General features: G+C 76.5%; 22 protein-coding genes. 11 read left to right on the forward strand and 11 right to left on the reverse strand.

Annotated elements, in window-relative coordinates:
- Nucleotides 1–15: 15 nt before the first annotated feature.
- From ACLQ14_RS15130 to ACLQ14_RS15170, 9 genes are all read left to right on the forward strand, one after another.
- Nucleotides 16–2004: a hypothetical protein gene (locus ACLQ14_RS15130; RefSeq protein WP_425814459.1), complete on the forward strand. Its 1989-nt coding sequence runs from the start codon at nt 16–18 to the stop codon at nt 2002–2004.
- Between the two features lie 100 nt (nt 2005–2104).
- Nucleotides 2105–2722 (forward strand): sigma-70 family RNA polymerase sigma factor, encoded by a 618-nt coding sequence (locus tag ACLQ14_RS15135; protein ID WP_425814460.1) that lies wholly within the window; start codon nt 2105–2107, stop codon nt 2720–2722.
- Nucleotides 2719–4038: a hypothetical protein gene (locus tag ACLQ14_RS15140; protein WP_425814462.1), complete on the forward strand. Its 1320-nt coding sequence runs from the start codon at nt 2719–2721 to the stop codon at nt 4036–4038. Before ACLQ14_RS15135 ends, ACLQ14_RS15140 begins: the two co-directional genes overlap by 4 nt.
- Before the next feature lie 158 nt (nt 4039–4196).
- Nucleotides 4197–5657, forward strand: a complete 1461-nt coding sequence (locus ACLQ14_RS15145) for a hypothetical protein (RefSeq protein ID WP_425814464.1) — start codon at nt 4197–4199, stop codon at nt 5655–5657.
- A gap of 2 nt (nt 5658–5659) precedes the next feature.
- Nucleotides 5660–6712, forward strand: coding sequence for a hypothetical protein (locus ACLQ14_RS15150; RefSeq protein WP_425814466.1), 1053 nt, complete (start codon nt 5660–5662; stop codon nt 6710–6712).
- Nucleotides 6705–8093 (forward strand): M18 family aminopeptidase, encoded by a 1389-nt coding sequence (locus tag ACLQ14_RS15155; RefSeq protein ID WP_425814468.1) that lies wholly within the window; start codon nt 6705–6707, stop codon nt 8091–8093. Before ACLQ14_RS15150 ends, ACLQ14_RS15155 begins: the two co-directional genes overlap by 8 nt.
- 42 nt (nt 8094–8135) lie before the next feature.
- Nucleotides 8136–8849, forward strand: a complete 714-nt coding sequence (locus tag ACLQ14_RS15160) for a VOC family protein (protein ID WP_425814470.1) — start codon at nt 8136–8138, stop codon at nt 8847–8849.
- Nucleotides 8850–8920: 71 nt separating this feature from the next.
- Entirely contained in the window at nt 8921–10135 is a 1215-nt protein-coding gene (locus ACLQ14_RS15165) for an amidohydrolase (protein ID WP_425814472.1), read from the forward strand.
- 93 nt (nt 10136–10228) lie between these two features.
- Nucleotides 10229–12901 carry a DEAD/DEAH box helicase gene (locus tag ACLQ14_RS15170; RefSeq protein ID WP_425814474.1) on the forward strand — a complete coding sequence of 891 codons (2673 nt, stop codon included), beginning with the start codon at nt 10229–10231 and terminating at the stop codon, nt 12899–12901.
- A 238-nt stretch (nt 12902–13139) separates the two neighbouring features.
- Here ACLQ14_RS15170 and ACLQ14_RS15175 read toward each other — a convergent pair whose 3' ends face one another.
- The 8 genes from ACLQ14_RS15175 to ACLQ14_RS15210 all read right to left on the reverse strand — a co-directional run bounded on the left by ACLQ14_RS15175 (nt 13140) and on the right by ACLQ14_RS15210 (nt 19154).
- On the reverse strand, nt 13140–13547 hold the full coding sequence (locus ACLQ14_RS15175; RefSeq protein WP_425814476.1) for an Rv3654c family TadE-like protein: 408 nt from the start codon (nt 13545–13547) through the stop codon (nt 13140–13142).
- Nucleotides 13544–13909, reverse strand: a complete 366-nt coding sequence (locus tag ACLQ14_RS15180; protein WP_425814478.1) for a TadE family type IV pilus minor pilin — start codon at nt 13907–13909, stop codon at nt 13544–13546. Before ACLQ14_RS15180 ends, ACLQ14_RS15175 begins: the two co-directional genes overlap by 4 nt.
- Before the next feature lie 10 nt (nt 13910–13919).
- Nucleotides 13920–14258 (reverse strand): DUF4244 domain-containing protein, encoded by a 339-nt coding sequence (locus ACLQ14_RS15185; RefSeq protein WP_425814480.1) that lies wholly within the window; start codon nt 14256–14258, stop codon nt 13920–13922.
- 104 nt (nt 14259–14362) lie between these two features.
- Complete coding sequence (locus tag ACLQ14_RS15190) at nt 14363–15637, reverse strand: MFS transporter (protein WP_425814482.1); 1275 nt, start codon at nt 15635–15637, stop codon at nt 14363–14365.
- Nucleotides 15638–15749: 112 nt separating this feature from the next.
- Nucleotides 15750–16442 (reverse strand): type II secretion system F family protein, encoded by a 693-nt coding sequence (locus ACLQ14_RS15195; protein ID WP_425814484.1) that lies wholly within the window; start codon nt 16440–16442, stop codon nt 15750–15752.
- A complete protein-coding gene (locus ACLQ14_RS15200; RefSeq protein ID WP_425814486.1) occupies nt 16439–17110 on the reverse strand; it encodes a hypothetical protein in 672 nt (223 codons plus the stop codon). The genes ACLQ14_RS15195 and ACLQ14_RS15200 overlap by 4 nt, the downstream gene beginning before the upstream one ends.
- Nucleotides 17107–18270: a TadA family conjugal transfer-associated ATPase gene (locus tag ACLQ14_RS15205; protein ID WP_425814488.1), complete on the reverse strand. Its 1164-nt coding sequence runs from the start codon at nt 18268–18270 to the stop codon at nt 17107–17109. The genes ACLQ14_RS15200 and ACLQ14_RS15205 overlap by 4 nt, the downstream gene beginning before the upstream one ends.
- Nucleotides 18267–19154, reverse strand: a complete 888-nt coding sequence (locus ACLQ14_RS15210) for a pilus assembly protein FlpE (protein WP_425814490.1) — start codon at nt 19152–19154, stop codon at nt 18267–18269. The genes ACLQ14_RS15205 and ACLQ14_RS15210 overlap by 4 nt, the downstream gene beginning before the upstream one ends.
- A 117-nt stretch (nt 19155–19271) precedes the next feature.
- Between ACLQ14_RS15210 and ACLQ14_RS15215 the strand changes: the two genes are divergently transcribed.
- Nucleotides 19272–20057 (forward strand): HAD family hydrolase, encoded by a 786-nt coding sequence (locus ACLQ14_RS15215; RefSeq protein WP_425814492.1) that lies wholly within the window; start codon nt 19272–19274, stop codon nt 20055–20057.
- A gap of 326 nt (nt 20058–20383) precedes the next feature.
- Here the strand turns inward: ACLQ14_RS15215 and ACLQ14_RS15220 are convergent, their stop codons facing one another.
- A complete protein-coding gene (locus tag ACLQ14_RS15220; RefSeq protein WP_425814494.1) occupies nt 20384–20995 on the reverse strand; it encodes a class I SAM-dependent methyltransferase in 612 nt (203 codons plus the stop codon).
- 173 nt (nt 20996–21168) lie between these two features.
- Here ACLQ14_RS15220 and acs point away from each other — a divergent pair, with 173 nt between their 5' ends.
- Entirely contained in the window at nt 21169–23172 is a 2004-nt protein-coding gene (gene acs / locus ACLQ14_RS15225; RefSeq protein WP_425814496.1) for an acetate--CoA ligase, read from the forward strand.
- A gap of 344 nt (nt 23173–23516) precedes the next feature.
- Here the strand turns inward: acs and ACLQ14_RS15230 are convergent, their stop codons facing one another.
- Both ACLQ14_RS15230 and ACLQ14_RS15235 read right to left on the reverse strand, forming a co-directional pair.
- Nucleotides 23517–24179, reverse strand: a complete 663-nt coding sequence (locus ACLQ14_RS15230; RefSeq protein WP_425814540.1) for a response regulator — start codon at nt 24177–24179, stop codon at nt 23517–23519.
- A complete protein-coding gene (locus ACLQ14_RS15235; protein ID WP_425814498.1) occupies nt 24176–25330 on the reverse strand; it encodes a sensor histidine kinase in 1155 nt (384 codons plus the stop codon). The genes ACLQ14_RS15230 and ACLQ14_RS15235 overlap by 4 nt, the downstream gene beginning before the upstream one ends.
- Nucleotides 25331–25368 lie beyond the last annotated feature (38 nt).

The following is a 25368-nucleotide window of genomic DNA, read 5'->3' on the forward strand; positions in this document are numbered from 1 at the left end:
CGCAGGGGGAAACGCATGGCGCAGTGGGAGGACGACCTGCGGGCCGTCGTCGAGCACCGGGGCGCGGCCCTGGTGGAGCACGCCCGGGAGCTCCTGCCGGGCGCGGACCCGACCGACGACGGCCGCGCGGTCACGCTCACGGTCGACGCGCTCGTCGCCGCGTTCCGTCGCGGCGGCCGCCGCGCGGCCGGTGAGCACGGGAGCGTCCGGCTCGTCGACGACGACGACCTCGGCGTCCTCGAGGCGGGAGTCCGCCGCGAGCAGGACCGCCTCGCCCCCGCGGGCGGCGCACCCGCTCCGGCCGCTCCGGTCCCCCCGCCCGACGACGGCCCCTCCGACGCGCTCTCGGCCCGCCTCCCCGAGGTGGTGACCCGGGTCCAGGCGGCGCGCCGCCGCGGGAGGCGACGCGCCCTCGTGGGCTCCGCGGCCGTCGTCGTCGCAGCCCTCGCGACCACCGCCTTCGCCGCACGCCCCTGGGACCGGGCCACGCAGGAACCCGCGCCCACCGACACCCCGTACGCCGGCGCGTGCGGGGCACCCCTGCCCGCAGGAAAGTCCCTCCTGCGCGTCAGCTACAACAAGGACGCATCGGACGGCAGCAGCATCGTCGCCGGCCAGACGTGGCACGCGGAGTTCGACGCGAGCTCCACGCCCGACCCCACGAGCCTCGCCGTGGCCGAGACCCTCACGCCCGAGATCGTCGTGACCCGCGGCGGGAAGGTCGTGGCCCTCGGCGTCAGCACACCCGACGACACCTTTCAGGACGAAGACGGCAACGCCCCGTCCGCCCCGAGCTTCACGGACATGACCGACGGAGGCCCCGCCTTCTTCTCCGTGCGGTTCGTGGCGTGCGACGGAGGTGATCTCGCCGCGGGCAGCTACCAGGCGCGGCTCTTCGCGACCACCGACGACGGCTCGGCGCACGTGCTCTCCGCCGCCGCGGACCTGACCGTCCTCTCGGCGGCGGCCGACGGCTACCAGCCCGCGTGGCTCGAGGGGTCCGCGCTCGCGTGCGGCGAGCAGGCGGACGACTTCGTGACGCGGGCGAGCGCCCTCGCGTACGACGGTCTCGACCAGATCGGAAGCGCGACCTACGACGACGGCGACGCGGTGATCCTCCGGAACGGCGGGCGCGCGGCACGGAAGGTCGAGCTGCCGCGCGGCGCGGTCGCCTGGGTCCAGGACGGCCGGATCGTCGGCGTCGGACCGGACGAGCGCGCCTCGCGGGCGACGACCGTCCGCGCGGGGAAGCAGGTCGAGGTCTCCGCGCGCCCCTGGGACGCGACCGACTACTGCACGCCGACGACCGGCGGAAAGCCCGGGCACCTGCCCGCCGGCACCTACCAGGCCGTGCTCTACGGGCGCGTCCCGGCCGGCGAACCGGGTGCGCCCGACCGCTGGATCCTCGACGACGAGCGCGGCAACGACCTCGTCGTCGGCCTGGACGGCAGCGTCTCGTACGGCGGCGCCGCCGCCAGCGCCGGAGCAGCGCTCACGCAGAAGGGCTTCCAACCCTCGTGGGTCCGTGGCAGCGCGCTGCAGTGCGGGATGACGGACGATGCGTTCACCACGACGTCCGCAGCGCACGCTGCGGCTGAGATCGGGGGCTCTTTCAGCCTCGACAACGACGGGCGCCTCGGTTCCGAGCTCACGGTGCGGGGCTCGGGAAAGCAGTCCCTCACCACCCCGTCTCGGATCGGCGTCGCCTGGTTCACCACGACGCGGGGCGACATGCCGGGCCGGCTGGTGTCGTTCGGGTCGGACCTGGGGCCGGGACGCAGGGCGACCGTCGACGGCACCACATCGAGGGACACCACGCTCGACACCGTGGACACCTGCGCTCCCGGTGCCGACGGGACCTTCGCCCTGAAGCTCCCGGCCGGGAGCTACTGGGTTGCCTTCTACACCTGGGTCAGGCGCCCCGGCGGGCAGCCGCAGTGGCTGACTGACGGCGGCGCGATGGGCGTCACCGTCGAGGACGACGGCACGGTGACCGGCCGCTGACGCCGGGCCCCAACGTTTTGCCGCGGTCGTTCGTCACCATGCATGACGACGTCGGACGGCTCGCTTCGAGCCCGGCGCGCCACGTACTCGAAGGGGATCCATGAGGGGTTGGGAGTCGGAGCTCGCCGGACTGGTCGAGCACCGGGGCGCCGCGCTGCTGCGGTACGCGACCATGCTCTGCGGGAACGGGGGCGAGGCGGAGGACCTCGTGCAGGACGCCGTCGTCAAGGTGTTCTCGCGGCTACGCGGCCCGGCGGGCCGGACCGCGGCGCACGCGGAGCCCGGCGCGGTCACGCTCGTCACCGACACAGCGCTGACGAACCTCGAGGGGTACGTCCGGCGGGCGATCCTCACCGGCTACCTCGACACCTATCGCCGCCGACGGCGCTGGGCCGGGATCCGGCACCTGTCCGCCGGCCCCGACCGCGTCGTCGGGCACGAGGACGGGGTCGGTGACCGCGCCGACGTCACCGCCGCCCTGGCCTCGCTCACCCCCATGCAGCGGGCGTGCGTCGTTCTGCGGTTCTACTCCGACCTCACCGTCCCCCAGGTGGCGACCGAGCTGGGCTGCGCGCCCGGCACCGTGAAGCGGCACCTGCACGACGCGAACACCACCCTGCGGGGCCGGCTCGGCGCGCTCGACGACGGACCACCCGACCCGACGTCGCCGCCGCCTCGCTCCGTCCTGCCCACGCAGCCCGAGGGGAGCGCCCGATGACCCCGCACGACCTCGACCCGTACCGCGCCGACCTCTCCACGCGGCTGCGCGCGCTCGGCGCGGCCGACGACGCGACCGACGGACCTCTCGCGGAGGTCACCGCCGCGCTCACGGCGAGAGCCCGGCGTCGACGGCGGGGCCGCACCGTGGGCGCGAGCGCCGCGGTGGCCTCCGTGGTGGCCGCGGCCCTCGTGCTCGTCCCCGGTTCGCCGACGGCGCTGCTCGACCGCGACGAGCCGCGCCCTGCCGCCTCCACGGACGTCGGCGTGGAGGGGCTGTGCGGGCTCGCGGTGACGCCCGGCTACAGCAGCCCGGACGCGGAGCCGATCGGCCTCGACGTGAACGCGGAGCGCACCACCGTCACCTCCGACGAGACCTGGTCGGCGGACGTCACGCACACCTTCCCCGCCCCCGGCGGCGGGGAGGCGGCCGAGCTGACCTGGGACGACACCGAGCTCGTGCTCGTCGGCACGGAGGGCGCGGACGCGGGGCGCGTCGTCGGCGTCGGGAGCGTGCCGCTGTCCCGGGGAGGCACGGTCAGCCCCTCCGACGCGGACGGCGTGCGCGCCCACGACGCGACCGGGTTCGTCGGTTGCGACGGCGAGCCCGTGCCCGCGGGCCAGTACCGGGCGGTGGTGGTCGACCTCGTCGACCAGGACCGGGCCGCGTCGCAGGGCCTGACCGGCCTGAAGGGCGTCGAGCGGACGTCCCCGGCCTTGCCGCTCACCGTGCGGTCCCCGAAGACCGTGCCCGCCGGCGCGACCCGCCCCGCCTGGCTCGACGGGACCTCGCTGTGGTGCGGCATGAGCGAGAGCGACCTGTTCCGCGCGATGCCCGACGCCGCGGACGCGCCCCTGACGACCGGTCCGGCGCCGCTGCGCTCGCCGACGTTGCCGGACGCGTCGGACCGGCCCGGGATCCGCATCGACAACCGCGGCCCGGACGACGTCGCCGTGACCGTCGGGGCCCACCCGACGATCGCGTGGATCGACGCGAGCACCAAGAAGGTCGTCACGTTCGGCGCCGACGAGCTCGCCTCGACCCGCCGGCTGACGGTTCGGAGCGGCGCGGGCCTCGACTACCGCGCCACGGGCTATGACACGCAGAACTACTGCGGGTCGACGACCGGCGGGGCCCCCGGCGCGACGCTGCTGCCCGGGCTGTACGAGCTCGTGCTCTACACGCGGGTCCCCGAGGGCGCGGCCGACGGCTCGGCCGCGTTCCTCTACGGGGCCGGTCCCGAGGTCCGCGTCAAGGACGACGGCACGGTGACGACCGACCTCGGCGGGCGGACGGACACCATGGCCGACGACTGAGCGCCCCGCGATCACCCGCTCCCCCGCGCGCCCAGCGACCCCACCCTCACTACGCTCGGGACTGACGGACCGTCCGGTGAACCGCCGGGGGGTCCTCGTCGTCGGGCACCACGGGGGCCGCACGGCACCCGCGCCGTCCCGGCGGTCGCGGAGGTGCCATGGCGCGGTGGCAGGACGAGCTTCGACGGCTGGTCACGGAGCGCTCCGGCGCGCTCCTCGACGCCGCCCACGGCGACGTGCCCGCGCTCGAGGACGCCCTGGTCGAGGTGTACACGACGTCGGCGCCGAGCCGACGCGGGCACCGGAGCGAGCGCCCCGACCGCGGCGGTCGCCACGGCTCACCGGGACGGGTCACGCTCGAGCTCGACGACGAGCTCGACGGGCCGTCCGCGCTCGTCGAGGCCGCGCTCGTCCGCACCGCGACGCGGCGCAAGACGGTCTCCACCACCGCCGGAGCTGACGGGAGCGCGACCGGCGCGCCGAGCGACGAGGCCGGCGCACCGGACGGTGCGAACGTCGTCGACGTCGAGGCTGTCGAGGCGCGGGTGACGCGCGCCCGACGCCGCCGGGCCGCGGCGGGCTGGGGGGCGGCCGGCGTCACCGCGGTGGCCGCGGCGGCGCTGGCGCTCACGGTCGCCGTCGGCGGCGCAACCCCCGCACCCACCCCCTCGCCGACACCACGGACCGCGGTGCCCGTCGCGTCGTTCCCGTGCGGGACGCCGTCGGGCGGGGACGCGGCCGGCGGCGGTGCCGAGACCTTCTCCGTGAGCCTCACCGCCCAGACCGACGTGCTCACGCCCGGCGCCACCTGGGTGGGGACGGTCGCGACGACCGCGGCGGGGCCCGATCCCGCGGCCGTCGACCTCGGCGCGTTCGCGCCCCGGCCCCTCCTGCTGCGCGACGGGATCGTCGTCGCGACCGCCCTGCGCCCCGGCGGCCCCCTCGTCGAGGGCCCGTCGTTCACGGCGACCACCTTCAGGCCCTGCCCGGGGGTGTCGGTCGACCCGGGCGCGTACACGGTCGTCGTGGACCAGCCCGTGCGGGTGGGCGGCTCGGAGTACCGGGTCGTCAGCAACGCCGTCGCCGTGCGGGTCGTGACGCCCGAACCCACGGGCTACCGCCCGGCGTGGCTCGACCGGAGCCCGTTCGCCTGCGGGTCGACCCTCGAGGAGGTCGCCGTCCGCACCGGCGGCGCGACGCCCGCCGCGCTCCTCCTCGACAGCTCCGAGGTCGAGGCCGGCGGCGTGACCCTGTCGTTCGTCAACCCCGATGCGACGACCGTGACGTACCGCGGCAACCGCGAGCTCGGGCTGCTCTGGGTCCAGGACGGCGTCGTGCGGTCCGTCGGGCACGACCTGTCCCCGAGCGACGGCACGGTGGCGGTCGCCGGGCAGACGACGTTGCGGCTGACGGGGCGGTGGGACACCACCGACTACTGCTCGCCGTCCGGCGACGGGAGCGCCTACCCGCACCGTCTCCCCGCCGGCAGCTACGAGGTCTACGGGTACGCGCGCGTCACGCCGCCGAGCGACCGCCGGGACGGCGTCGCATGGTTCGTCCAGACGGAGGGCCCCGCCGTCGTGCGGATCGGCGCCGACGGCGCGGTGCGCGGGAGGTGACCGTGCCCGACGACGCGTGGAGGCACGACCTGCGAGCCCTCCTGGAGGAGCGGGGGGCCGGCTTGCGGGCGTCCGCGGCACGGCTGTGGCCCGACGCCGCCGACGCCGCCGACGCCCTCGCCCGCGCGCTCACCCGGGTGTTCACCGGCTACCGCCCCGACCGCGCGATGGACGACGCGGTCCGCGACGCGCAGGCGGTCGTCGTCGTGGACGACGAGGCCCTGCTCGACGACCTCGAACGGGCCGTCACCGAGGAGCTGAAGCGGGGAGCACCGGATCCCGGGGCCGGGTCCGGCTCGGCGCCCGGACCCGATCCCGAGGCGGCGGTCCCGACGACGCTGCTGTCCGCCGTCGAGACGCGCGTCGCCGCCGCACGGCACGCCCGCGCGGGCCGGCACCGGGTCACGATGGCCGCGGCCGCCGTCGTCGGGCTGGCCCTCGCCGCGGGCGTCGCGTGGGGCGCCGGGTACGGGCCCGGCCACGGCTCGCCCACCTCGGCGGCGACGGCGCAGGGCGCGGGCTTCGCGGCCCCGCCCGCCTACCCCCGCGGGTCGTCGGTCGAGTGCGGGACCCGTCTCGACGTGCGTGACGCGCCGACGGGCGCCGTGACGCTCCGGCTCCGCGACACCACGCGCCGGATCGTCGCGACCGGCCGGTGGGCGGGCACCGTGACGGTCGACGCCGACGACGTCGTCACCGAGCACGTGGCCCTGGTCGGGTCCCCGCGGATCGTCGTCGTGGGCCCGCGCCACGAGCCGTTGGCGGCCGTCGGGGTCGGCGGCGTGCTGTGGTTCGACGTCGCGTCGGGCCGGTCCAGCGTGCGCGCCGTCGTCGTGTTCACCGGCTGCCTCGGGTCACGTCCGCTGGGACCCGGCACGTACGAGGTCGTCGCGGTGCAGGGCTACCAGGACCGCGCCGACTGGCCGTACGGGCCCGTCTTCACGGCGGTCAGCGCGCCCGTGACGGTCACCGTGACCGGGCGGGGCGCAGCGGCCACCGATCCGGCCGACCTCGAGGTGGCGGGCGCGGAGATGGGAGACTCGGGGGGTGCCTGACAGCCTCGCCCCCACCGTCCTGAGCCCCGACGCGACCGCCCACCTCGACGACCTCGCCGCGTTCGTGGCCGCCGCCCCGTCGTCGTACCACGCCGCCGAGGAGGTCGCCCGGCGCGCGGAGGCAGCCGGGTTCGAGCGCCTGTCCGAGGCGGACGCCTGGCCGGACCCGGCCACGGGCGGACGCTACGTCGTCGTACGCGACGGCGCCGCGATCGCCTGGACCGTGCCCGCGGGCGCGACGCCGACCACGCCCGTCACGGTGCTCGGCACCCACACCGACTCGCCCGGCTTCAAGCTCAAGCCCCGCCCGACGACCGGCGGACACGGCTGGCTGCAGGCCGGCGTCGAGGTGTACGGCGGACCGCTGCTCAACTCCTGGCTCGACCGCGAGCTCGAGCTGGCCGGCCGGATCGCGGTCCGGGGCGACGACGGCACGGTCACCGAGCACCTCGTCCGGACCGGCCCGATGCTGCGGATCCCCCAGCTCGCGATCCACCTCGACCGCGCCGTCAACGACGGCCTCGCGCTCGACAAGCAGCGCCACACCCAGCCGGTGTGGGGGCTCGCGACCACCGGGGTCCCCGGGGCCGAGCCCGACGCCGACGTGGTGGCGGCGCTCGCCGACGCCGCGGGCGTCGCGCCCGGTGCGGTCGACGGGTTCGACGTCGTCGTCGCCGACACGCAGCCGCCGCGGCGGTTCGGCGCGCGCGGCGCGCTGTTCGCGTCCGGGCGGCTCGACAACCTGCTCTCCACGCACGCCGCGCTCGCGGCGCTCCTCGCCTCCGCCGACGGTGACGCTGCGTCCGCCGACGGTGACGCTGCGTCCGCCGACGGTGACGCGCCCCGGGTCCGGATGGTCGCGGCGTTCGACCACGAGGAGCTCGGGTCGGCGTCGCGGTCCGGCGCCGCGGGGCCGTTCCTCGCCGACGTCCTCGACCGCGTCTACGCGGGGCTCGGCGCGACCACGGAGGACCGGCACCGGGCGTTCGCGGCGTCGTGGTGCGTGTCGAGCGACGTCGGGCACGCGGTGCACCCGAACTACCCGGAGCGCCACGACCCGGCGAACCACCCCGTCGCGGGCGGCGGCCCGATCCTCAAGCTCAACGCCAACCAGCGGTACGCGTCCGACGCGACCGGCTCCGCGCTGTGGCAGTCCGCCTGCCGGGCCGCGGGCGTGCCGAGCCAGGCGTTCGTGTCGAACAACGCGGTGCCGTGCGGCTCCACGATCGGTCCCATCACCGCGACCCGGCTCGGCCTCCGCACCGTCGACGTCGGCGCCGCGATCCTGTCGATGCACTCGGCGCGCGAGCTGTGCGCGGCCGTCGACCCGTGGTACCTGAGCCGCGCGATGCGCGCGGCGCTCGACGTCACGCCTGCCTGAAACCTCTGGTCGGCGCGCGGGGTCGCGCGTAGCGTCGCATGGATGGACGTCCGCCTCGTCGCCATCCAGCTCGACGCGCCCGACCCCGCCGTCCCGGCCACGTTCTGGGCCGGTCTGCTCGGGCGCGGGACCGTCGTCGAGCCGGCCGGCACGCTCCTGCCCGGCGACGGCACGCAGGTGGGCGTCCGGTTCGTGCGGAGCGCCGAGGCGAAGGTCGGGCAGAACCCCGTGCACCTGCACCTGACGAGCACGAGCCTCGCCGACCAGCGGGCGACCGTCACGCGGGCGCTCGAGCTCGGGGGCCGCCACGTGGACGTCGGCCAGCTCCCCGAGGAGGGGCACGTGGTGCTCGGCGACCCCGACGGGAACGAGCTCTGCGTCATCGAGCCGAACGAGCCGTACCTCGCCGGCACCGGCTTCCTCGGCGAGGTCACGTGCCGTGGGACCCGCGACGTCGGGCTCTTCTGGAGCGAGGCGCTCGGCTGGCCGCTCGTGTGGGACCAGGACGAGGAGACTGCCGTCCAGTCGCCCGACGGCGGCACCAAGGTCTCGTGGGGCGGCGAGCCCGTCGACCCCGCCGCGCCGCCCCAGCGGCAGCGCCTGGAGCTGGCCGCGACCGGGGAGCTCCGCCCCGCCGTCGAGCGCCTCGTCGCGCTCGGGGCGACCGTCGTCGACGACCCGGCGACACCCGACCCGGCGGACGCCCTGACCCTCGCCGACCCCGACGGGCAGGTGTTCCGGCTGCGCCGGACCTGACCGGTCGAGCCCGCCCGAGCGAGCCGCCGCGCCTCCGGGCGCGACCGCGGCGCCCGGTCTAGGGTCGCGCCATGACCCTGGACCTCGAGGCCGTGTACACCGACCTCCACCGCCACCCCGAGCTCTCGTACGCGGAGCACCGCACCGCGGGCATCGTTGCCGACCACCTGACCGCCCTCGGCCTCGAGGTGCGCACCGGCGTCGGGCGGACCGGCGTCGTGGGGGTCCTGGCGAACGGCGACGGGCCGACCGTCCTGCTCCGCGCCGACATGGACGCCCTCCCGGTCCAGGAGGAGACCGGCCTCCCGTACGCGAGCACCGCGCGCGGCACGGACCCCGACGGCAACGACGTCCCTGTGATGCACGCGTGCGGCCACGACGTCCACGTGACCTGCCTGCTCGGAGCGGTCGACGCCCTCGTCGCCGACCGCGCATCGTGGTCCGGGACGGTCGTCGCGGTGTTCCAGCCCGCCGAGGAGGTCGGCACCGGCGCCCAGGCGATGGTCGACGACGACCTGTTCGAGCACGCGCCCCGGCCCGACGTCGTCCTCGGCCAGCACGTCTCCCCGCTCCCCGCCGGCGTGATCGGAGTGCGCCCTGGGCCGTTCTTCGCGGGGGCCGACGCGGTGACGGTGCGGCTCTTCGGGCGCGGCGGCCACGGGTCGCGCCCCGAGACGACGGTCGACCCCGTCGTCCTCGCCGCGTCCGTGATCATGAGGCTGCAGACCGTCGTGTCGCGCGAGATCGCCGCCACCGAGACGGCCGTCGTGACCGTCGGGACCGTGCACGCGGGCACCAAGGAGAACATCATCCCGGGCGAGGCGACGCTGGGCCTCAGCATGCGCAGCTACTCGGCGGCGACCCGCGAGCGGCTGCTGGGAAGCGTGCGGCGGATCGTCGCCGGCGAGGCAGCCGCGGCGGGCGCGCCCGCCGAGCCGACCGTGACGGTCGGCTACTCCTTCCCCGCGCTCGTGAACGACGCCTCCGCGACCGACCGGACCGCCGCGGCCTTCCGGGCGTCGTTCGGGGACCAGGGCGTGACGGACCCCGGCCTCGTCACCGGCAGCGAGGACGTCGGCACGCTCGCGACGGCGGCGGGCGTGCCGCTCGTCTTCTGGCTGCTCGGCAGCGAGGACCCGCAGAGGTTCGCCGCCGCCCTCGCGGCCGGCACGCTGGACAGCGAGATCCCGTCCAACCACTCGCCGCGGTTCGCGCCGCAGCTCCACCCGACGCTCGAGCACGGGGTCGAGGCGCTCGTCGTCGCGGCGCGGGAGTGGCTGGGGTGACCGCGGCGGCGTAGTGCGAACCACTGACACAGCCCGTCGCTGGGGGCCGCTGTGGAGGTGGCCCGCGCTACCGGCTCGCGTAGGGTCGCACCCATGCCCGACGGCGCCCCCAGCCCCCTGCTCGACGTGCTCCTCGGCGGGGGTCGCCGCGCCGAGTCGGTGCGTCACGTCCAGGTGCTGCCCGCGCGCGAGGGCGTGCGCGCGGACTGGCCGTCGTGGGCCGACCCGCAGCTCGTCGCGGGGTACCGGGAGCTCTGCGTCGAGCGGCCGTGGGCGCACCAGGCCGTCGCCGCGGAGGCCCTGCACGCGCGCCGCCACGTGGCGCTGGCGACGTCGACCGGGTCGGGCAAGTCGCTCGCCTTCTGGCTCCCCGCGCTCACCTCCGTGCGGGAGGACGCGCTGGACCGCGCGGCGGCCTCGGTGCTCGAGGCGGGTCGGATCGAGACGGCCGCCCGCCGCGGGTCGGTGCTCTACATCTGCCCGACCAAGGCCCTCGCCGCCGACCAGCTCTCCGCCCTCGAGCGGGTCCTCGACGCGGCCGGGCGAGCGGGCGGCGGGGCCAAGGTCGACCTGCGCGTCGCGACGTGCGACGGCGACACCGGCTTCGAGGAGCGCCAGTGGGTGCGCGACCACGCCGACGTCGTCCTCACCAACCCCGACTTCCTGCACTTCGCGCTCCTTCCCGACCACAAGCGCTGGGCGCGGCTGCTGCGGAGCCTGCGCTACGTCGTCGTCGACGAGGGCCACGCCTACCGCGGGGTGTTCGGCGCGCACGTGGCGCTCGTCCTGCGGCGGCTGCGGCGGCTCGCGGCGTACTACTCGCGCGTGCCGGGCGCGGGCGGCTCCGGGCCGACGTTCGCCGTGGCGTCCGCGACCACCGCCGACCCCGCGGCGACCGCCGCCAGGCTGATCGGCGTCTCCCCCGAGGACGTGCTCACCGTCGACGACGACGCCAGCCCCGTCGGGCGCAAGACCTTCGTCCTGTGGGAGCCGCCCGAGCTGCCCGGCGCGAGCCCGCTCGAGGCCGCCGCGGCGCTACGGCACGCCGGCGACGCGGAACCGGACGGCGGCCGCGCGGCCGTGGACGCCGCGCTCGTCGAGTCGCTCGTCGTCGACCCGACGGCCCACGACGACCTCGGGCTGGTCGACGAGCCCGACGCGCCGGCCGTCGTCGGGGACGCGCCGGACCGCCCCCGCCGCTCCGCGACCGCGGAGGCCTCGCACCTGCTCGCCGACCTCGTCGCGTCCGGGGCGCGGACGCTCGCGTTCACCCGGTCCCGGCGCGGCGCCGAGTCCGTTGCGTCGGCCACGCAGGACCACCTGCGGCACGCCCTCGGGAGCGGGCCCGGGAGCGACGGCGAGGTGGCCGCGGCGTCCGTCGCCGCCTACCGCGGCGGGTTCCTCCCCGAGGAGCGACGCGAGCTCGAGGAGGCGCTGCGCACCGGGCTCGTGCGGGGGCTCGCTACGACCAACGCGCTCGAGCTCGGCGTCGACGTGTCGGGCCTCGACGCGGTGCTCGTCGCCGGGTGGCCGGGGACGCGGATGTCGCTGTGGCAGCAGGCGGGGCGGGCGGGACGCGCCGGCGCCGAGGGGCTCGTCGCGTTCGTGGCCCGCGAGGACCCCCTCGACACCTACCTCGTGCACCACCCCGAGGCGATCTTCGACGCGCCCCTCGAGGCGACCGTCTTCGACCCGTCCAACCCGTACGTCCTCGCCCCGCACCTGTGCGCAGCCGCAGCCGAGCTGCCGCTGCGCGCCGACGAGCTCGACCTGTTCGGCGACCCCGCCCACCTGCGTGAGCTGCTCGACGTGCTCGTCGCGCGCGGGGCGCTGCGCCGTCGGACGTCGGGGTGGTACTGGACGCACGCGCGATCCGCCGCCGCGATGGCGGACCTGCGCGGCTCCGGCGGCGCGCCCGTGCGCGTCGTCGAGGGGGAGACCGGGCGGCTGCTCGGGACCGTCGACGCCGCGTCCGCCGACGGGACCGTCCACCCCGGCGCCGTGTACGTGCACCAGGGCCGGACGTTCGTCGTGACCGCGCTCGAGGCGGGGCCGTCCGGCGAGCTCGAGGTCGCGATCGCGGAGCCGAGCACCGTGGACTACGGCACCTGGTCGCGCACGACGACGTCCATCCGCCTCGCCAGCGAACCGCTCCTCTCCCGCACCTGGCCGGGCGCGACGGCCTCTGCCGACGGTGACGTCGCGCTCGCCGACGGTGACGTGCGCTGGGGCTACGGACCGGTCGAGGTGACGAGCCAGGTCGTGAGCTTCCAGCGCCGCCACCTGCCGGACCTGCGGATCCTGTCGACCGAGGAGCTCGAGCTGCCCGAGCGCACGCTCGCGACGATGGCGGTGTGGTGGTCCGTCCCGACGTCGCTCCTGGAACGCGCGGGTCTGACCGGGGACGGCGCGCCGGGCGCGCTCCACGCCGCCGAGCATGCGTCGATCGGGTTGCTGCCGTTGCTCGCGACGTGCGACCGGTGGGACCTCGGCGGGGTGTCGACCGCGCTCCACGTCGACACCGAGCGGGCCACCGTGTTCGTCTACGACGGGCTCGCGGGCGGCGCCGGGTTCGCGGAGCGAGGGTTCCACCTGGGCGCCACCTGGCTGGGCGCCACGCGCGACGCGATCCGGTCGTGCCCGTGCGCCGACGGCTGCCCGGCGTGCGTGCAGTCGCCCAAGTGCGGGAACTACAACAACCCCCTCGACAAGCACGGCGCCCTCCGCCTGCTCGACGCCGTCCTCGCGCTCGCGCCCGACGCCTGACCGCCGCCGGCCGGTTCGCCGCCCGAGCGTCATCGAACCGCCAGGATCCGCTGCCCCAAGGCCGATTCCGCAACTGATAGTGGCGGTTCGACGGCCGCCGGACGATGGCGCCCTCAACGCCGCACCTCGCGGACCACCAGCCGGGGGCGCGTCGCCGCCGGCGTCGCGGCGGGCACACGTCCGGGATCACGGCGGCCCTGCGCCTCGAAGGCCTCGTCCACGCGGCGCGCAGCGCCGGTCACGAGTCCCGCGCGGACGCAGGGCCGGCACGGGCGGCCGCCGTCGCACGGGCCCCGGAACCGACGAGCCGGGCGACCCCGGGAGCGTCGCGGTGGACGTCCACCCGGAGCACGCCGCCACCTTCGTCGACGCAGGCGTCGAGGACCCCGCCGTTGCGCCCGGCCACGTCCCGCGCGACGGCGCACGCGTCCTCGCCGTACCGCAGCGCTCCCGCACCCGCGAGCGCTGCGAGGTCGGCGGCGCCCTGGGCGTTCGCGTGGACGGCCTGCGCCTGGCCGAGCCCCGCCAGCACGGTGCCCAGCATGACGACGACCGCCACGAGCCCGAGGACCAGAACCGTCCCGGACCCTCGCTCGGCGCCCGTCTGCTGCCCAGCGCGTGCTCGGCGAGGATCGTGGCCGGTCACGGCTCGAGCCTGGCGACGGCGTGCCCGCCGGCCCGCAGGGGGCCAGACCCGAGCGGTCCGAGCCGCCCGACGACGGGCACCTGGACGTCGGCGGTGACCCAGTCGCCGTCGTGCGCGACCCGGACCGAGGTGCCGGCCCCGCCCACGCGGACGGCGGCGGCGCGTTGCGCGGCGTCGTCCTCACCGAGGGCGGCGCTCCGGGCGGCGGCGGACGCGGCGTCCACCGCGCGCAGCCGCGCGACGGACGCCGCGCCGACCGTGAGGACGAGCGCCAGCACGACGACCACCGCGGGCAGCGCCACGGCGAGCTCGGCGGTCACGCTGCCCCGCTCGCGCCCGGGCCTGTCCGCTCGTCCCGTCATCGTGGCCGCCTCAGCCGACCGACAGCGCCGACTTGATGATGCCGAGGAGGAGCCCCCGCACCTCGGCCGACTTGAGGATCACGAGGAGCAGGCCGGCGAAGCCGACGGCGGCGAGCGTCGCGATGGCGTACTCGGCGGTCGCCATGCCGGCCTCGCGAGCGGCGGCCGGGCCGCCTCCCGGCGCGGCGGGGCCGACGAGCCGGTGGCGCGCCCGGCCGAACCAGGCGCGGACCGTCGTGACGAGCCGGGCGAGCGCGCGGCCCACGGTCCGCGCACGACCCGCGGCCGAGCGTGCGTGAGGCGGGGCGGCGGGTGAGCGCAGGGCGGATGGTGTGTCGAGGGCGTGCATGGGCGTCCTTCCGTCGAGCGGCACGGCGTGCCGCGGGACGCCCAGCCTGGCCGGTCGCCCACGCCCCCTGCGTGCGGGCGACCGGCCGCTGTGCACGACGCCGGTCAGGCGACGACTGTGGGTGGCTCCCCGGCGGCACGGGCGTCGCGGCCACGACGCCGCAGGGCGAGAAGGTTCAGCGCGGCGGCGGCGAGCAGCACGAGGCCGGTCGCGACGAACACGGCCCGCAGCCCGAGCTGGGCGGCGACGAGCCCGCCGAGCACGGGTCCCGCGACCTGGCCGACGTACTGCGCGGAGACGCCGTACCCGAGGAGGCCCCCGACGGCGTCGGGCGGGGCGAGGTGCCGGATCGCCGCGGTCACGGACGGGAGCAGGCCGCCCAGGCTCACGCCCAGCAGGACGCGCGCGATCCCGAGCTCGACGACGTTGGTCACGACTGCCTGGACGAACGCCAGGACCCCGGCGGCAAGCAGGCAGACGACGACGACGCGCGCGTGGCCGACCCGGTCGGCGAGCCGCCCGACGCGGGGCGCCGCGAGGATGCTCCCCACGCTCGTGAGGGCGACGAGGATCCCCGCGACGCCGGCCGTGTGGGTGCGCTGGCCCAGGTCGCCCACGTACACCGTGACGACGGGTTCGATCGACATCGTCGCGAGGAGCAGCAGGCTGGAGGTCGCGAGCAGCACCACGACGGCGCCGCGGTGGTCGACCTGCGACCACACCCCGGCCCGACGGCGTCCGCTCGGGCGGGCGGCCCGTTCGGCGGGCCGGTCCTCGCGCAGGAGGAAGAGGGTGGCCAGGAACGCCAGGAAGATCACGCCGCCGGCGACGAGGAACGTCGGCCGGACCCCGACCCACGACGGCACGAACCCGCCCACGAGCGGCCCGACGACGTTGCCCGCGAGCACGCCGGACGACATGATGCCGAGCGCCCACGCACTGCGGTCGGCGGGCGTCTGCGCGGCGACGAGGATCGTGGCGCCGGACGCGTACCCGCCGAGCACGCCGACGAGGAGCCGGACCGCGACCAGCTGGTCGACGGTCTGCACGAAGCCGAGGAGCGAGATCGCGACGGCCATGCCGGCGCTCGCGCGCACGAGCATGGACTTGCGCCCGAACCGGTCGCCGAGCCTGCCCCAGAGCGGGGCCGTGAGCGCGGCGGTGAGGAACGTCGCGCCGTAGGCGACGCCGGACCACCGGACCACGGCGTCGTCGTCGGCCACCCCGAGCTCCCGGACGAACACCGGCAGGAACGGCACGAGGAGGGTCATCGCGACGATGGTCGTGAAGGCGCCGGCCGTCGCGACGACGAGGTTGCGACGCCAGTACGGGTGCTCGGCGACGGTCTGCGGTGGCGCCGGGGCGCGGGTGGTGCTCACACCTCCGTTCTACACGGGCGTCCATTCCTCGGGACATTCTGTCTCATCTTGCGGACGCGGCGTCGAGGATCCGCGGAATCCTGGGCCTTCCCGGCACCGGGCCCGGCGCACCTCACCCGCCCCCGAGCAGCCCGATGCCGTACGACACGAGCACCGGGACCAGTCCCACGAGCACGAACGCCGGCAGGTAGCAGAGCCCCAGGGGCAGGACGAGCCGGACCCCGAGCCGACCCGCCGCGGTCGCGGACCGCTCGGCCCGGTCCCGCCGGAGCTGGTCCGTCGCCGCCCGCAGCGCGGGCTCGGGCGGCGCGCCGTGCTCCCAGGCCGGGCGCAGCGCCTCGAGCAGCACCCGGGCCGCGGCGCGGTCCGACGACGGCACGTCCCCCGCGTCTGCCCACGCTCCCTCCCACGGCGCGCCGAGCGCGAGCCGCGACGCCACGGACCGGAGCGTGGCGCCGGCCCCTTCCTCGTGCCCGCGGCCGCCCCGCGCAGAAGCCACGCCACCTCCACCGAGCGCGGCGCCGACCGCGTCGAGGGCCCGGGCCACGCTCGCGCCCGACCGGCACGCCGCCGCCACGAGCGCGAGCACGACCTCGGCGTCGACGGGTCCGACCGCCCCGAGCGCCCGCGACGTCGGCAGGCGCGATCCGACGAGGGCCTGCCGGCCGCCGAGCGTCCCGCCCGCAGGGGCTTCGCACGCGAGGGACCGGGCCCGAACCTGCGGTGCGTCGCCCCGCAGCCACCAGGGTGCGAGGGCGACGAGCACGATCACGGCGACGCCGACGCCGGTCCCGGCCCCGCTCACGCGCCCTCCCCCGCCGCTCGGGCCGCGCGGACGAGCGTGCCAGTCCACCGGCGCCCGACGAGCACGAGCACGAGCGCGCCGAGGAGCGCCACCGTCCCGATGCCGCCCCCGAGGAGCACGCCGACCGGGTCGGCGCCGAGGGCGTAGCCGAGCAGCACGCCGGCACCGGGGAGCCACGCGAGGACCCGCGCGGTCGCGCGGGGGCCGGCGAGCGCGGTCTCCCGCGCGACCCGCGCGGCGTCCTCGGCGACGGCGGCCTCCACGACGTCGTCGAGCACGGCTGCGAGCGGCGCCCCGACCTCGACGGCGAGGCGGACCCCGGCGACGACGGCGGGCACGACGCGCGGCGCCCCGAGGACGCGGGCGGCGTCGATCGCGTCGGGGACCCCGTGGACGTCGCACCGCACCCCGACCGCCTCCCAGGCGCGCCCCGGCGGCAGCCCGGATCGGAGCAGCGCCGCGACCTGCGTGACCGCGACGACCGCGGCCCCGGCACCCGCGGCCCCGGCACCCGTGCCACGCGCTCCGCCGCCGCGACGCACGTCGGGAGCGGTGGGTCCGCCGCGGGGGCCGAGCGCCGCGACGCTCCGGCCCGGACGCCCGAGCGCCACCCGGACGGCGACCCCGACGAGCAGCCCGACCAGCGCCCCCGCCATTCCGCCCGTCACGGCGCCACCACGTCCCACCGCGGCCCGCGCCGGGGCACGTTCGGGCCGCCATCCCACGTCGCTGCGTCCTCGACGACGAGCTCACCCCGCCCGTCGCGGCCGACGGCGCCGAGCTCGGCGACGTACCGGACCCGGGTGACGGGGTCGCGGCGCAGGTGCACGACGACGTCGAGCGCGCTCGCGGCCTGCGCGGCGACCGCGTCCCGCCCGAGGCCCGCGAGGGCGGCGAGGGCCTCGAGCCGAGCGGGGACGTCGGCTGCGGTGTTGGCGTGGACGGTGGCCATGCCGCCGTCGTGGCCGGTGTTGAGCGCGAGGAGCACGTCGCGCACCTCGACGCCGCGACACTCCCCCAGGACGATCCGGTCGGGCCGCATCCGCAGGGCGTTGCGCACGAGCTCGTCGAGCCCGACAGCGCCGGAGCCCTCGACGTTGGCGCGCCGCGTGCACAGGTGGAGGACGTGCGGGTGGCCGGGCGCGAGCTCGCGCGCCTCCTCGACGCACACGACCCGCTCGGACGAAGGCACGAGCCCGAGCAGCGCGGCGAGCAGCGTCGTCTTGCCCGTGCCCGTCGCCCCGGACACGAGGACGTTCGCCCGACGCGCGACCAGCCCGGCGAGCACGGGAGCCCACGCCGACGGCAGGGCCGACCGGGCCACGAGCTCGTCCAGCGTGAACGACCGCGGGCGGTGCGTGCGCAGGGAGATCGCCGCCCCCGCCTCGCACAGCGGCTCGACGACCGCGTGGAGCCGGGTCCCGTCGTCGAGGCGGGCGTCGACGGTGGGCTGCTGGTCGTCGAGCCGCGCGCCCGACGCCGCCGCAAGCCGCACCGCGAGGAGCCGCACGTCGCGGGGCCCGTCGAGCGCGCTCGACCACCGCTCGAGCCCCGCGCCCCGGTCGAACCACACGGTGCCGTCCGGGTTGACGAGGACGTCGGTCACGTCGGGGTCGTCGAGCAGCGGCTGGACGGCGCCGGCCCCGACGAGCTCCGCGCGAACCTGCCGGGCGAGGCCCGCGAGCGCCTCGGACCCCACGACGCGACCGCTGCGCCGCAGCGCGTCCGCCACCTCGCCGAGCGTCGGCGGCCCCGACCCGCCGCCGGACCCGAGCGCCGTCCGCACCTGCGCGACGAGCGTCCCGTCGACGGCGGTGGGGGCGCTCATCGACGCGTCCCCGTGGGTTGCGGTCCGGCATCGCTCGGCGACCGCGTGTCCGGCCACGCGGCCGACTCCCACCCTTCCGGCACCCGCGTGTCGGGGGCCCGCGAGCCCTGCGGCGAGCGGGCGGCGTCGAGCACCCGGGCCGCCGCACGGCGGAGCGCGGTCCCGTGCCCGACGGGCGGGCCGTCGCCCCGCTCGACGGCGACGCGCCCGCCGCGGACCCGGCCGACGTGCGCGGCGACGCGGACGCCGAGCGCGGCGCCGACGTCGTCGGGGGTGAGCCGCCCGGGCGCGGGCCCGCAGGTGACGACGAGCTCCGTGGTCCGGGGCTGCGCGCTGGCCGTCCGCCAGGCGAGCGCTCCCGCGAGGCCAGGCACCGTCAGCGGCACGACGAGCGCCACGTGCGTGGCCGCGGCGGGGACCGGGCCGCGCCCGACGTCGACGACCACGGTCCGGTGCCGCACGGCGAGCGCCCGCAGGACGTCGGCGACGACGGCGGCGTCGGGCAGGCCGGGGCGCCGCCGGTCGGCGCTGAGGACGCCGAGCCCGCGGCGGTGCGGCAGCGACGACGCGAGCAGGTCGGGGTCGACGTCGCCGCGGGCCGCGACGAGGTCGGGCCAACGAACCCCGGCCGAGCCCTCGAGACCGAGCAGCACGTCGAGCCCACCGCCGCCCGCGAGGTCGACGACGACCGACCCGTCGCGCGCCGCCACCGCGCACGCCACGGCGAGGCTGGACGCGCCAGCGCCGCCGACCGCGCCGGCCACGGCGAGGACCACCCCTCCCCCGTCCGCACGCCCGGGCGACGACCCGCCGGCCGGCCAGGGCGACGGACGCGCGGCCGACTCGTCGAGCGTCGGAAAGGGGGGTCCGGGGGCGAGCACCATGCGGGCCAGCGTGGCGCAGCCTGCGCTGCGGGTGCGTCGGCGGAGCGCACGGATGTGCACAAGATCCGCCAGGTGTCGCCCTGTGGTCGGCCGTCCGGGCACGGATACGCTCGCATCGTGACGAAAGCGACGGCGGCGGCGTTCTTCGACCTCGACAAGACGATCATCGCGACCACCTCCACCTCCGCGTTCGCGCGCGACTTCTACCACCGCGGCCTCGTGTCCCGGGCCGACGCGCTGCGGAGCGCGTACGCGCACTTCCTCTACCTCGTCGGCAGCGCCGACGCCGACCAGACCGAGCGGCTGCGCGCCCAGCTCAGCACCCTCGTCGCCGGCTGGGACGTGGCGCAGGTCGAGGAGATCGTCGCCGACGCCCTCGACGCGACGATCAACCCGCACGTCTACGCGGAGGCCGTCGAGCTGATCCGGCGCCACCACGCCGCCGGCCTCGACGTCGTCATCGTGTCCGCCTCGGCGTCGGAGCTGGTCGCGCCGATCGCGGCGGTCCTCGGCGCCGACGGCTACGTCGCGACCCGCATGGAGATCGTCGACGGGCACTACACCGGCGGCATCGACTTCTACGCCTACGGCGACCACAAGGCCGAGGCGATCCGGGCGCTCGCCGACGAGCGCGGCTACGACCTCGACGCGAGCTACGCCTACTCGGACTCGATCACCGACCTGCCGATGCTGGGCGTCGTCGGGCACGCGTTCGCGGTGAACCCGGACAAGGCGCTGCGGGCCGCGGCGCTCGAGCGCGGCTGGGGCGTGCTCGCGTTCGGGCGGCCCGTGAGCCTGCGGACCGCCCTCACCTCCCGGCCCGCGCTGGCGGTCGCGGGGGCCCTCACGCTCGCGGGCGCGGGCGCCGTCGTCTGGCGGGCCCTCCGCCGCCGGGGCGCCTGAGCCCGGACCCGCCGCGCCGCCCGCCCGGCGCACGGCCACACGACGTTCGACGCGCAGGGCAACCCTCGAACAGGCTGTGCACGTCCTTCCCGCCGCCCCGGCAGCGCTTGTGGAGCGGCCGCGCGCGGCGTACCAATGAAGGACAGCATCAGAGAGCGGGAGCGGGACCCACGCCCGACCTGTCCGTCTACACGACACGTCGACCGGGACGCCAGGACACTTCCACGGCCACCCGTCGCGACGGCTTCGACGACGAGCGCCTGATCTCCGCACCGCGACGCTGGCGCACCGGCGCTCCCGACGGGGGCGCCGGCGTCGTGTCGGGCTCAGACCGCCACGACCCCCTCGTACACGTGCGCGAACGACTTCGGGAACGCCGCGTCCGACGTCGTCATCCGGACCACCCGCAGCCCCGCCGCCTCGCACAGGGCCGGCACGTCCCGGTCGAGGTGGCACCCGCCCGCGACGTGCGGCCACCACCAGCCGGCGCCGCGCTGGTGCCGCGCGACCCGGGGGTCCTCGGACAGCCCGTGCTCCAGCACGTGGAGCTCGCCGCCCGGGCGCAGGACCCTGGCGACCTCGCGCAGCGCCGCCACCGGGTCCGGGACGGTGCACAGCGTGAAGGTGGTGAGGGCGGCGTCGACGGTCGCGTCGTCGAGCGGGACGGACTGCGCGTCGGTCCCCACGCGGACGATCTCCGCCGACGACGTCGCGCGCCGCTCGGCCGACTGCCGCCACCCGACGTCGGACGGGTCCACGGCGAGCACGCGCCGCACCCCCGTCGGGTAGGCGGGGACGTTGGTGCCGGACCCGAACCCGATCTCGAGGACTGTGCCCTCAAGGCCCGCGCACGCGCGCTCGCGATACGGCGCGAAGGACCCCGACGACAGGATCCGAGCACCTGCGCGCGCGACCACCTGGTCGCTCCACCAGCCCATGGATCCCATCCTCCCGCGCGCAGCGGGGGCTGTCGTCGTGCACGGACCCGGCATTTGCGACCGACCCGTCCCAACGCGGGTACAGTCGCGAGCGACGTGACCGCCGTCGCGCGGGCGCACTAGGCTCGCGGGACGACGACAGCACCAGAGTTGATGCGAATACGGAGGACGACGTGCCCGAGAACTCGAGCCTCGAGAACCTGCTCACGGAGACCCGGAGCTTCCCGCCGAGCGAGGAGTTCGCCGCCCAGGCGAACGCGCAGCCGGGGCTCTACGACGAGGCGCGCGCCGACCGGCTCGCGTTCTGGGCGAAGCAGGCGAACGAGCTGCTGACCTGGAAGACCCCGTTCACCCAGACCCTCGACTGGTCCGGCGCCCCGGTGGCGCGCTGGTTCGCCGACGGCACCCTCAACGCCGCGTACAACGCGGTCGACCGGCACGTCGAGGCCGGCCTGGGCGACCGGGTAGCGATCCACTTCGAGGGCGAGCCCGGCGACACCCGGACCGTCACGTACGCCGACCTGCAGCGCGAGGTCTCGCGCGCCGCGAACGCGCTCGCGGCGCTCGGCGTCGAGTCCGGCGACCGCGTCGTCATCTACCTGCCGATGCTCGTCGAGTCGGTCGTCGCGATGCTCGCGTGCGCCCGCATCGGCGCGCCGCACTCCGTGGTGTTCGGCGGGTTCTCCGCCGACGCGCTCCGCAGCCGCATCGCCGACGCCGAGGCCAAGCTCGTCATCACGGCCGACGGCGGCTACCGGCGGGGCGCACCCTCGGCCCTCAAGCCGGCGGTCGACGAGGCCATCGAGCCCCGTGAGGGAGCCGCGCCGACGACGGTCGAGCACGTCCTCGTCGTGAAGCGCACCGGCCAGGACACGGCCTGGACCGAGGGCCGCGACATCTGGTGGGACGACGCCCTCGACTCCGCCGACGTCCGGCACGAGCCGGTGTGGGTGGAGGCGGAGCACCCGCTCTACATCCTGTACACGTCGGGTACGACGGGGAAGCCGAAGGGCATCCTCCACACCACCGGCGGCTACCTCACGCAGGCCGCGTTCACCCACAAGAACGTGTTCGACCTCAAGGCCGAGACCGACGTCTACTGGTGCACCGCGGACATCGGCTGGGTCACCGGCCACTCCTACGTCGTGTACGGCCCGCTGATCAACGGCGCGACCCAGCTCATCTACGAGGGCACCCCGGACGCCCCGCACCGCGGCCGCTGGTGGGAGCTCGTCGAGAAGTACAAGGTCTCCATCCTGTACACCGCGCCGACCGCGATCCGTACGTGCATGAAGTGGGGCGAGGACATCCCCGCCGGCTTCGACCTGTCGTCGCTCCGCGTGCTCGGCTCGGTCGGCGAGCCCATCAACCCCGAGGCGTGGATGTGGTACCGCCGCGTGATCGGCGGCGACAAGGCGCCGATCGTCGACACGTGGTGGCAGACCGAGACCGGCGCCATCATGATCTCCCCGCTGCCGGGCGTCACCGCGGCCAAGCCGGGCTCCGCCCAGGTGCCGCTGCCCGGGATCGTCGCGGACGTCGTCGACGACGAGGCCCACCCCGTCCCGAACGGCGGCGGCGGGTATCTCGTCCTCTCCGAGCCGTGGCCGTCGATGCTGCGCGGGATCTGGGGCGACCTCGAGCGGTTCAAGGACACCTACTGGTCCCGGTTCCCCGGCCTGTACTTCGCGGGCGACGGCGCCAAGAAGGACGACGACGGCGACATCTGGCTCCTCGGCCGGGTGGACGACGTCATGAACGTGTCCGGGCACCGGCTCTCGACGACGGAGATCGAGTCCGCGCTCGTGTCGCACGAGATCGTCGCCGAGGCCGCCGTCGTCGGCGCCGCGGACGACACGACCGGTCAGGCCGTCGTCGCGTTCGTGATCCTGCGCGGCGAGCACGCCGACAAGGCCGCGACCGAGGAGGGCTCGGCCGAGGTCCAGACGGCCCTGCGCAACCACGTCGCCAAGGAGATCGGCCCGATCGCGAAGCCGCGCCGCATCCTCGTCGTCGCGGAGCTCCCCAAGACCCGGTCCGGCAAGATCATGCGCCGTCTGCTGCGCGACGTCGCGGAGAACCGCGCCGTCGGCGACGCCACGACGCTCGCCGACTCGTCCGTGATGGAGCTCATCTCCGCGGGCCTCGCGGGCCCCGCGGCGTCGTCGGAGGACTGACCCCGCTCCACCCCCTGACGCCCAACACGCGGTCCGCGCCCGTCTGCCCGAGCAGACGGGCGCGGACCGCGTCGTCGCGGGGCGGGAATCCCGGGCTCGACGACCGTGTCGCGGGCCCGGGTTCGACGGTTCCGGGGGCCGCCTGCCGTCCGACGGTCTCTGCCCCTCGCTCTCCGACTCCACGCGCGCCGGCTCGACGTCCTGACGGCCCGCCCGCCGAACACGCGGTCCGCGCCCGCCGACGACGGGCTCCGCGCCCGTCAGGCGCAACAGACGGACGCGGAGCCCGTGTTCGGCGACAAGGGGGCGGCGGGGCCGAGCGAGCGGGGAGACGACGTGGCGCCTCAGCCCCCGGCGGCGTCGAGGACGTAGATCGCGACCTGCACGCGGTTGTCGACGCCGAGCTTCGTGAACACGTGCCCGACGTGCGCCTTGACCGTCGGCACGCTGAGGTACAGCTCGGACGCGATCTGCGCGTTGCTCAGCCCGCGCGCGACGGCCTCGGCGATCTCCCGCTCGCGGTCGGTGAGGAGCGCGAGCCGCTCGCGCGCCCGCGCGGCGCGGCCCGGCTCCTGCTGCTTCGTGACCCGCTCGATCAGTGTCCGCACCACGGCCGGCGACAGCATCGGCTCTCCCGCCGCGACGCGTCGGACCGCCTCGACGATGTCGGCGGGCGGCGTGTCCTTGAGCAGGAAACCCGCGGCTCCGGCGCCGAGCGCGCGGACCACGTGGTCGTCGGCGCCGAAGGTCGTGAGCACGATCACGCGCGGCGGCGACGGCACCGTCCGCAGGCGCGCGGTGGCCTCGATGCCGTCCATGACGGGCATCCGGATGTCCATGAGCACGACGTCGGGCCGCTGCTCCTCGACGAGCGCGAGCGCCGCCTGGCCGTCGTCGGCCTGCCCGACGATCTCGAGGTCGGGGGCGCCGCCGAGGATCAGCCCGAGCCCGCTCCTGACGAGCGGGTCGTCATCGACCAAGGCCACGCGGGTCACGACCCGGTTCATTTCTGCCACGGCAGCCATGCTTCCAGCACGAACGCGCCCGGGTCCTCCCGGACCTCTAGCCGGCCGCCGGCGAGCTCGACGCGTTCCCGCATCCCGACGAGGCCGAGCCCGGCGCCGGTGCGCGCGGTCGGGCCGGCGAGGCCGTTGCGGCCGTTGCGCACCACGACGCGCAGCCAGCTGCCCGGCTCTCCGCCGACGTCGACGCTCACGGGAGCGCCGGGCGCGTGCTTGCGTGCGTTCGTCAGGCCCTCCTGGACGAGCCGGTAGACCGTCCGCCCGATGCGGTCGGGCACGGCCGCGGGGTCGGGGACGGCGTCGTCGAGCCGAACCCGCATGCCCGACGACGTGGCCTCGGCGACGAGGCCCGGCAGGTCGACCAGCGTCGGCTGGGGCCGGGTCGGCTCCGTCTCCCGCAGCACACCGAGGACCTCCCGCAGCTCGACGAGCGCCTCGTGCGACGTCGAGGAGATGAGGGCCGCGGTGTCGTGGACCTGCTCGGGCGGAAGGTCGGTCCGGTAGGCCAGGGCCCCGGCGTGCATGCTGATGAGCGAGATGCGGTGGGCCAGGACGTCGTGCATCTCGCGCGCGATCCGCTCGCGCTCGAGGGCACGCGCCCGCTCGACCCGCAGCTCCTGCTGGCGCTCGGCCTGGTCGGCGCGGTCCCGCAGGGACCACAGCAGCTCGCGCCGCGACCCGACGTACATGCCCCAGACGGCGAGCGCCGCGGTCACGATCGCCGCGAACAAGAGGTTCAGCCACCACGACTCGTCGGACGTGTGCGGCACGACGAGGTTGAACGCGAGCCCTGAGGCGACGCTCACGACGCCGACCGCGATCAGCCGGGGCACCTCGCGCCGAGTCGCGAACGAGACGAGCGCCAGGGCTGCCGGGCCCGCCGACGACGCCGACAGAACCCCGAAGCAGGCGAGGAGCAGGGCCGTGGCGAACGGCCGCCGTCGGCGGTGGACCACGAGCACGAACGACGCGAGCCCCAGGGCGAGGTCGGCCCAGAACACCCAGGGCCGGTGCACGGACTCGGCGTCGACGGCCTGGGACCAGACCGCGAACGAGACGAGTACCGCGAGCCCGACCCGCCACGTCTGCCCCCACCGCGTCAGCGGGGGTGCGTAGGGGTCGGCGGGTGCGGGCACGTTCACACTGTAGGAGCGGCCGTGCGGCGCGGCAGCGG

Origin of the sequence: Luteimicrobium sp. DT211 (genome assembly GCF_049844995.1) — a bacterium.
Classification (GTDB): domain Bacteria; phylum Actinomycetota; class Actinomycetes; order Actinomycetales; family Cellulomonadaceae; genus Luteimicrobium.

Coding starts and splice junctions, on each gene's coding strand:
- ACLQ14_RS15220 (WP_425814494.1), bottom strand. CDS start 20,995: ATGGGCTGGTGGAGCGACCAGGTGGTCGCGCGCGCAGGTGCTCGGATC.
- ACLQ14_RS15165 (WP_425814472.1), top strand. CDS start 8,921: ATGACCCTGGACCTCGAGGCCGTGTACACCGACCTCCACCGCCACCCC.
- ACLQ14_RS15205 (WP_425814488.1), bottom strand. CDS start 18,270: ATGAGCGCCCCCACCGCCGTCGACGGGACGCTCGTCGCGCAGGTGCGG.
- ACLQ14_RS15130 (WP_425814459.1), top strand. CDS start 16: ATGGCGCAGTGGGAGGACGACCTGCGGGCCGTCGTCGAGCACCGGGGC.
- ACLQ14_RS15180 (WP_425814478.1), bottom strand. CDS start 13,909: ATGACGGGACGAGCGGACAGGCCCGGGCGCGAGCGGGGCAGCGTGACC.
- ACLQ14_RS15145 (WP_425814464.1), top strand. CDS start 4,197: ATGGCGCGGTGGCAGGACGAGCTTCGACGGCTGGTCACGGAGCGCTCC.
- ACLQ14_RS15170 (WP_425814474.1), top strand. CDS start 10,229: ATGCCCGACGGCGCCCCCAGCCCCCTGCTCGACGTGCTCCTCGGCGGG.
- ACLQ14_RS15140 (WP_425814462.1), top strand. CDS start 2,719: ATGACCCCGCACGACCTCGACCCGTACCGCGCCGACCTCTCCACGCGG.
- ACLQ14_RS15135 (WP_425814460.1), top strand. CDS start 2,105: ATGAGGGGTTGGGAGTCGGAGCTCGCCGGACTGGTCGAGCACCGGGGC.
- ACLQ14_RS15210 (WP_425814490.1), bottom strand. CDS start 19,154: ATGGTGCTCGCCCCCGGACCCCCCTTTCCGACGCTCGACGAGTCGGCC.
- ACLQ14_RS15160 (WP_425814470.1), top strand. CDS start 8,136: ATGGACGTCCGCCTCGTCGCCATCCAGCTCGACGCGCCCGACCCCGCC.
- ACLQ14_RS15185 (WP_425814480.1), bottom strand. CDS start 14,258: ATGCACGCCCTCGACACACCATCCGCCCTGCGCTCACCCGCCGCCCCG.
- ACLQ14_RS15230 (WP_425814540.1), bottom strand. CDS start 24,179: ATGAACCGGGTCGTGACCCGCGTGGCCTTGGTCGATGACGACCCGCTC.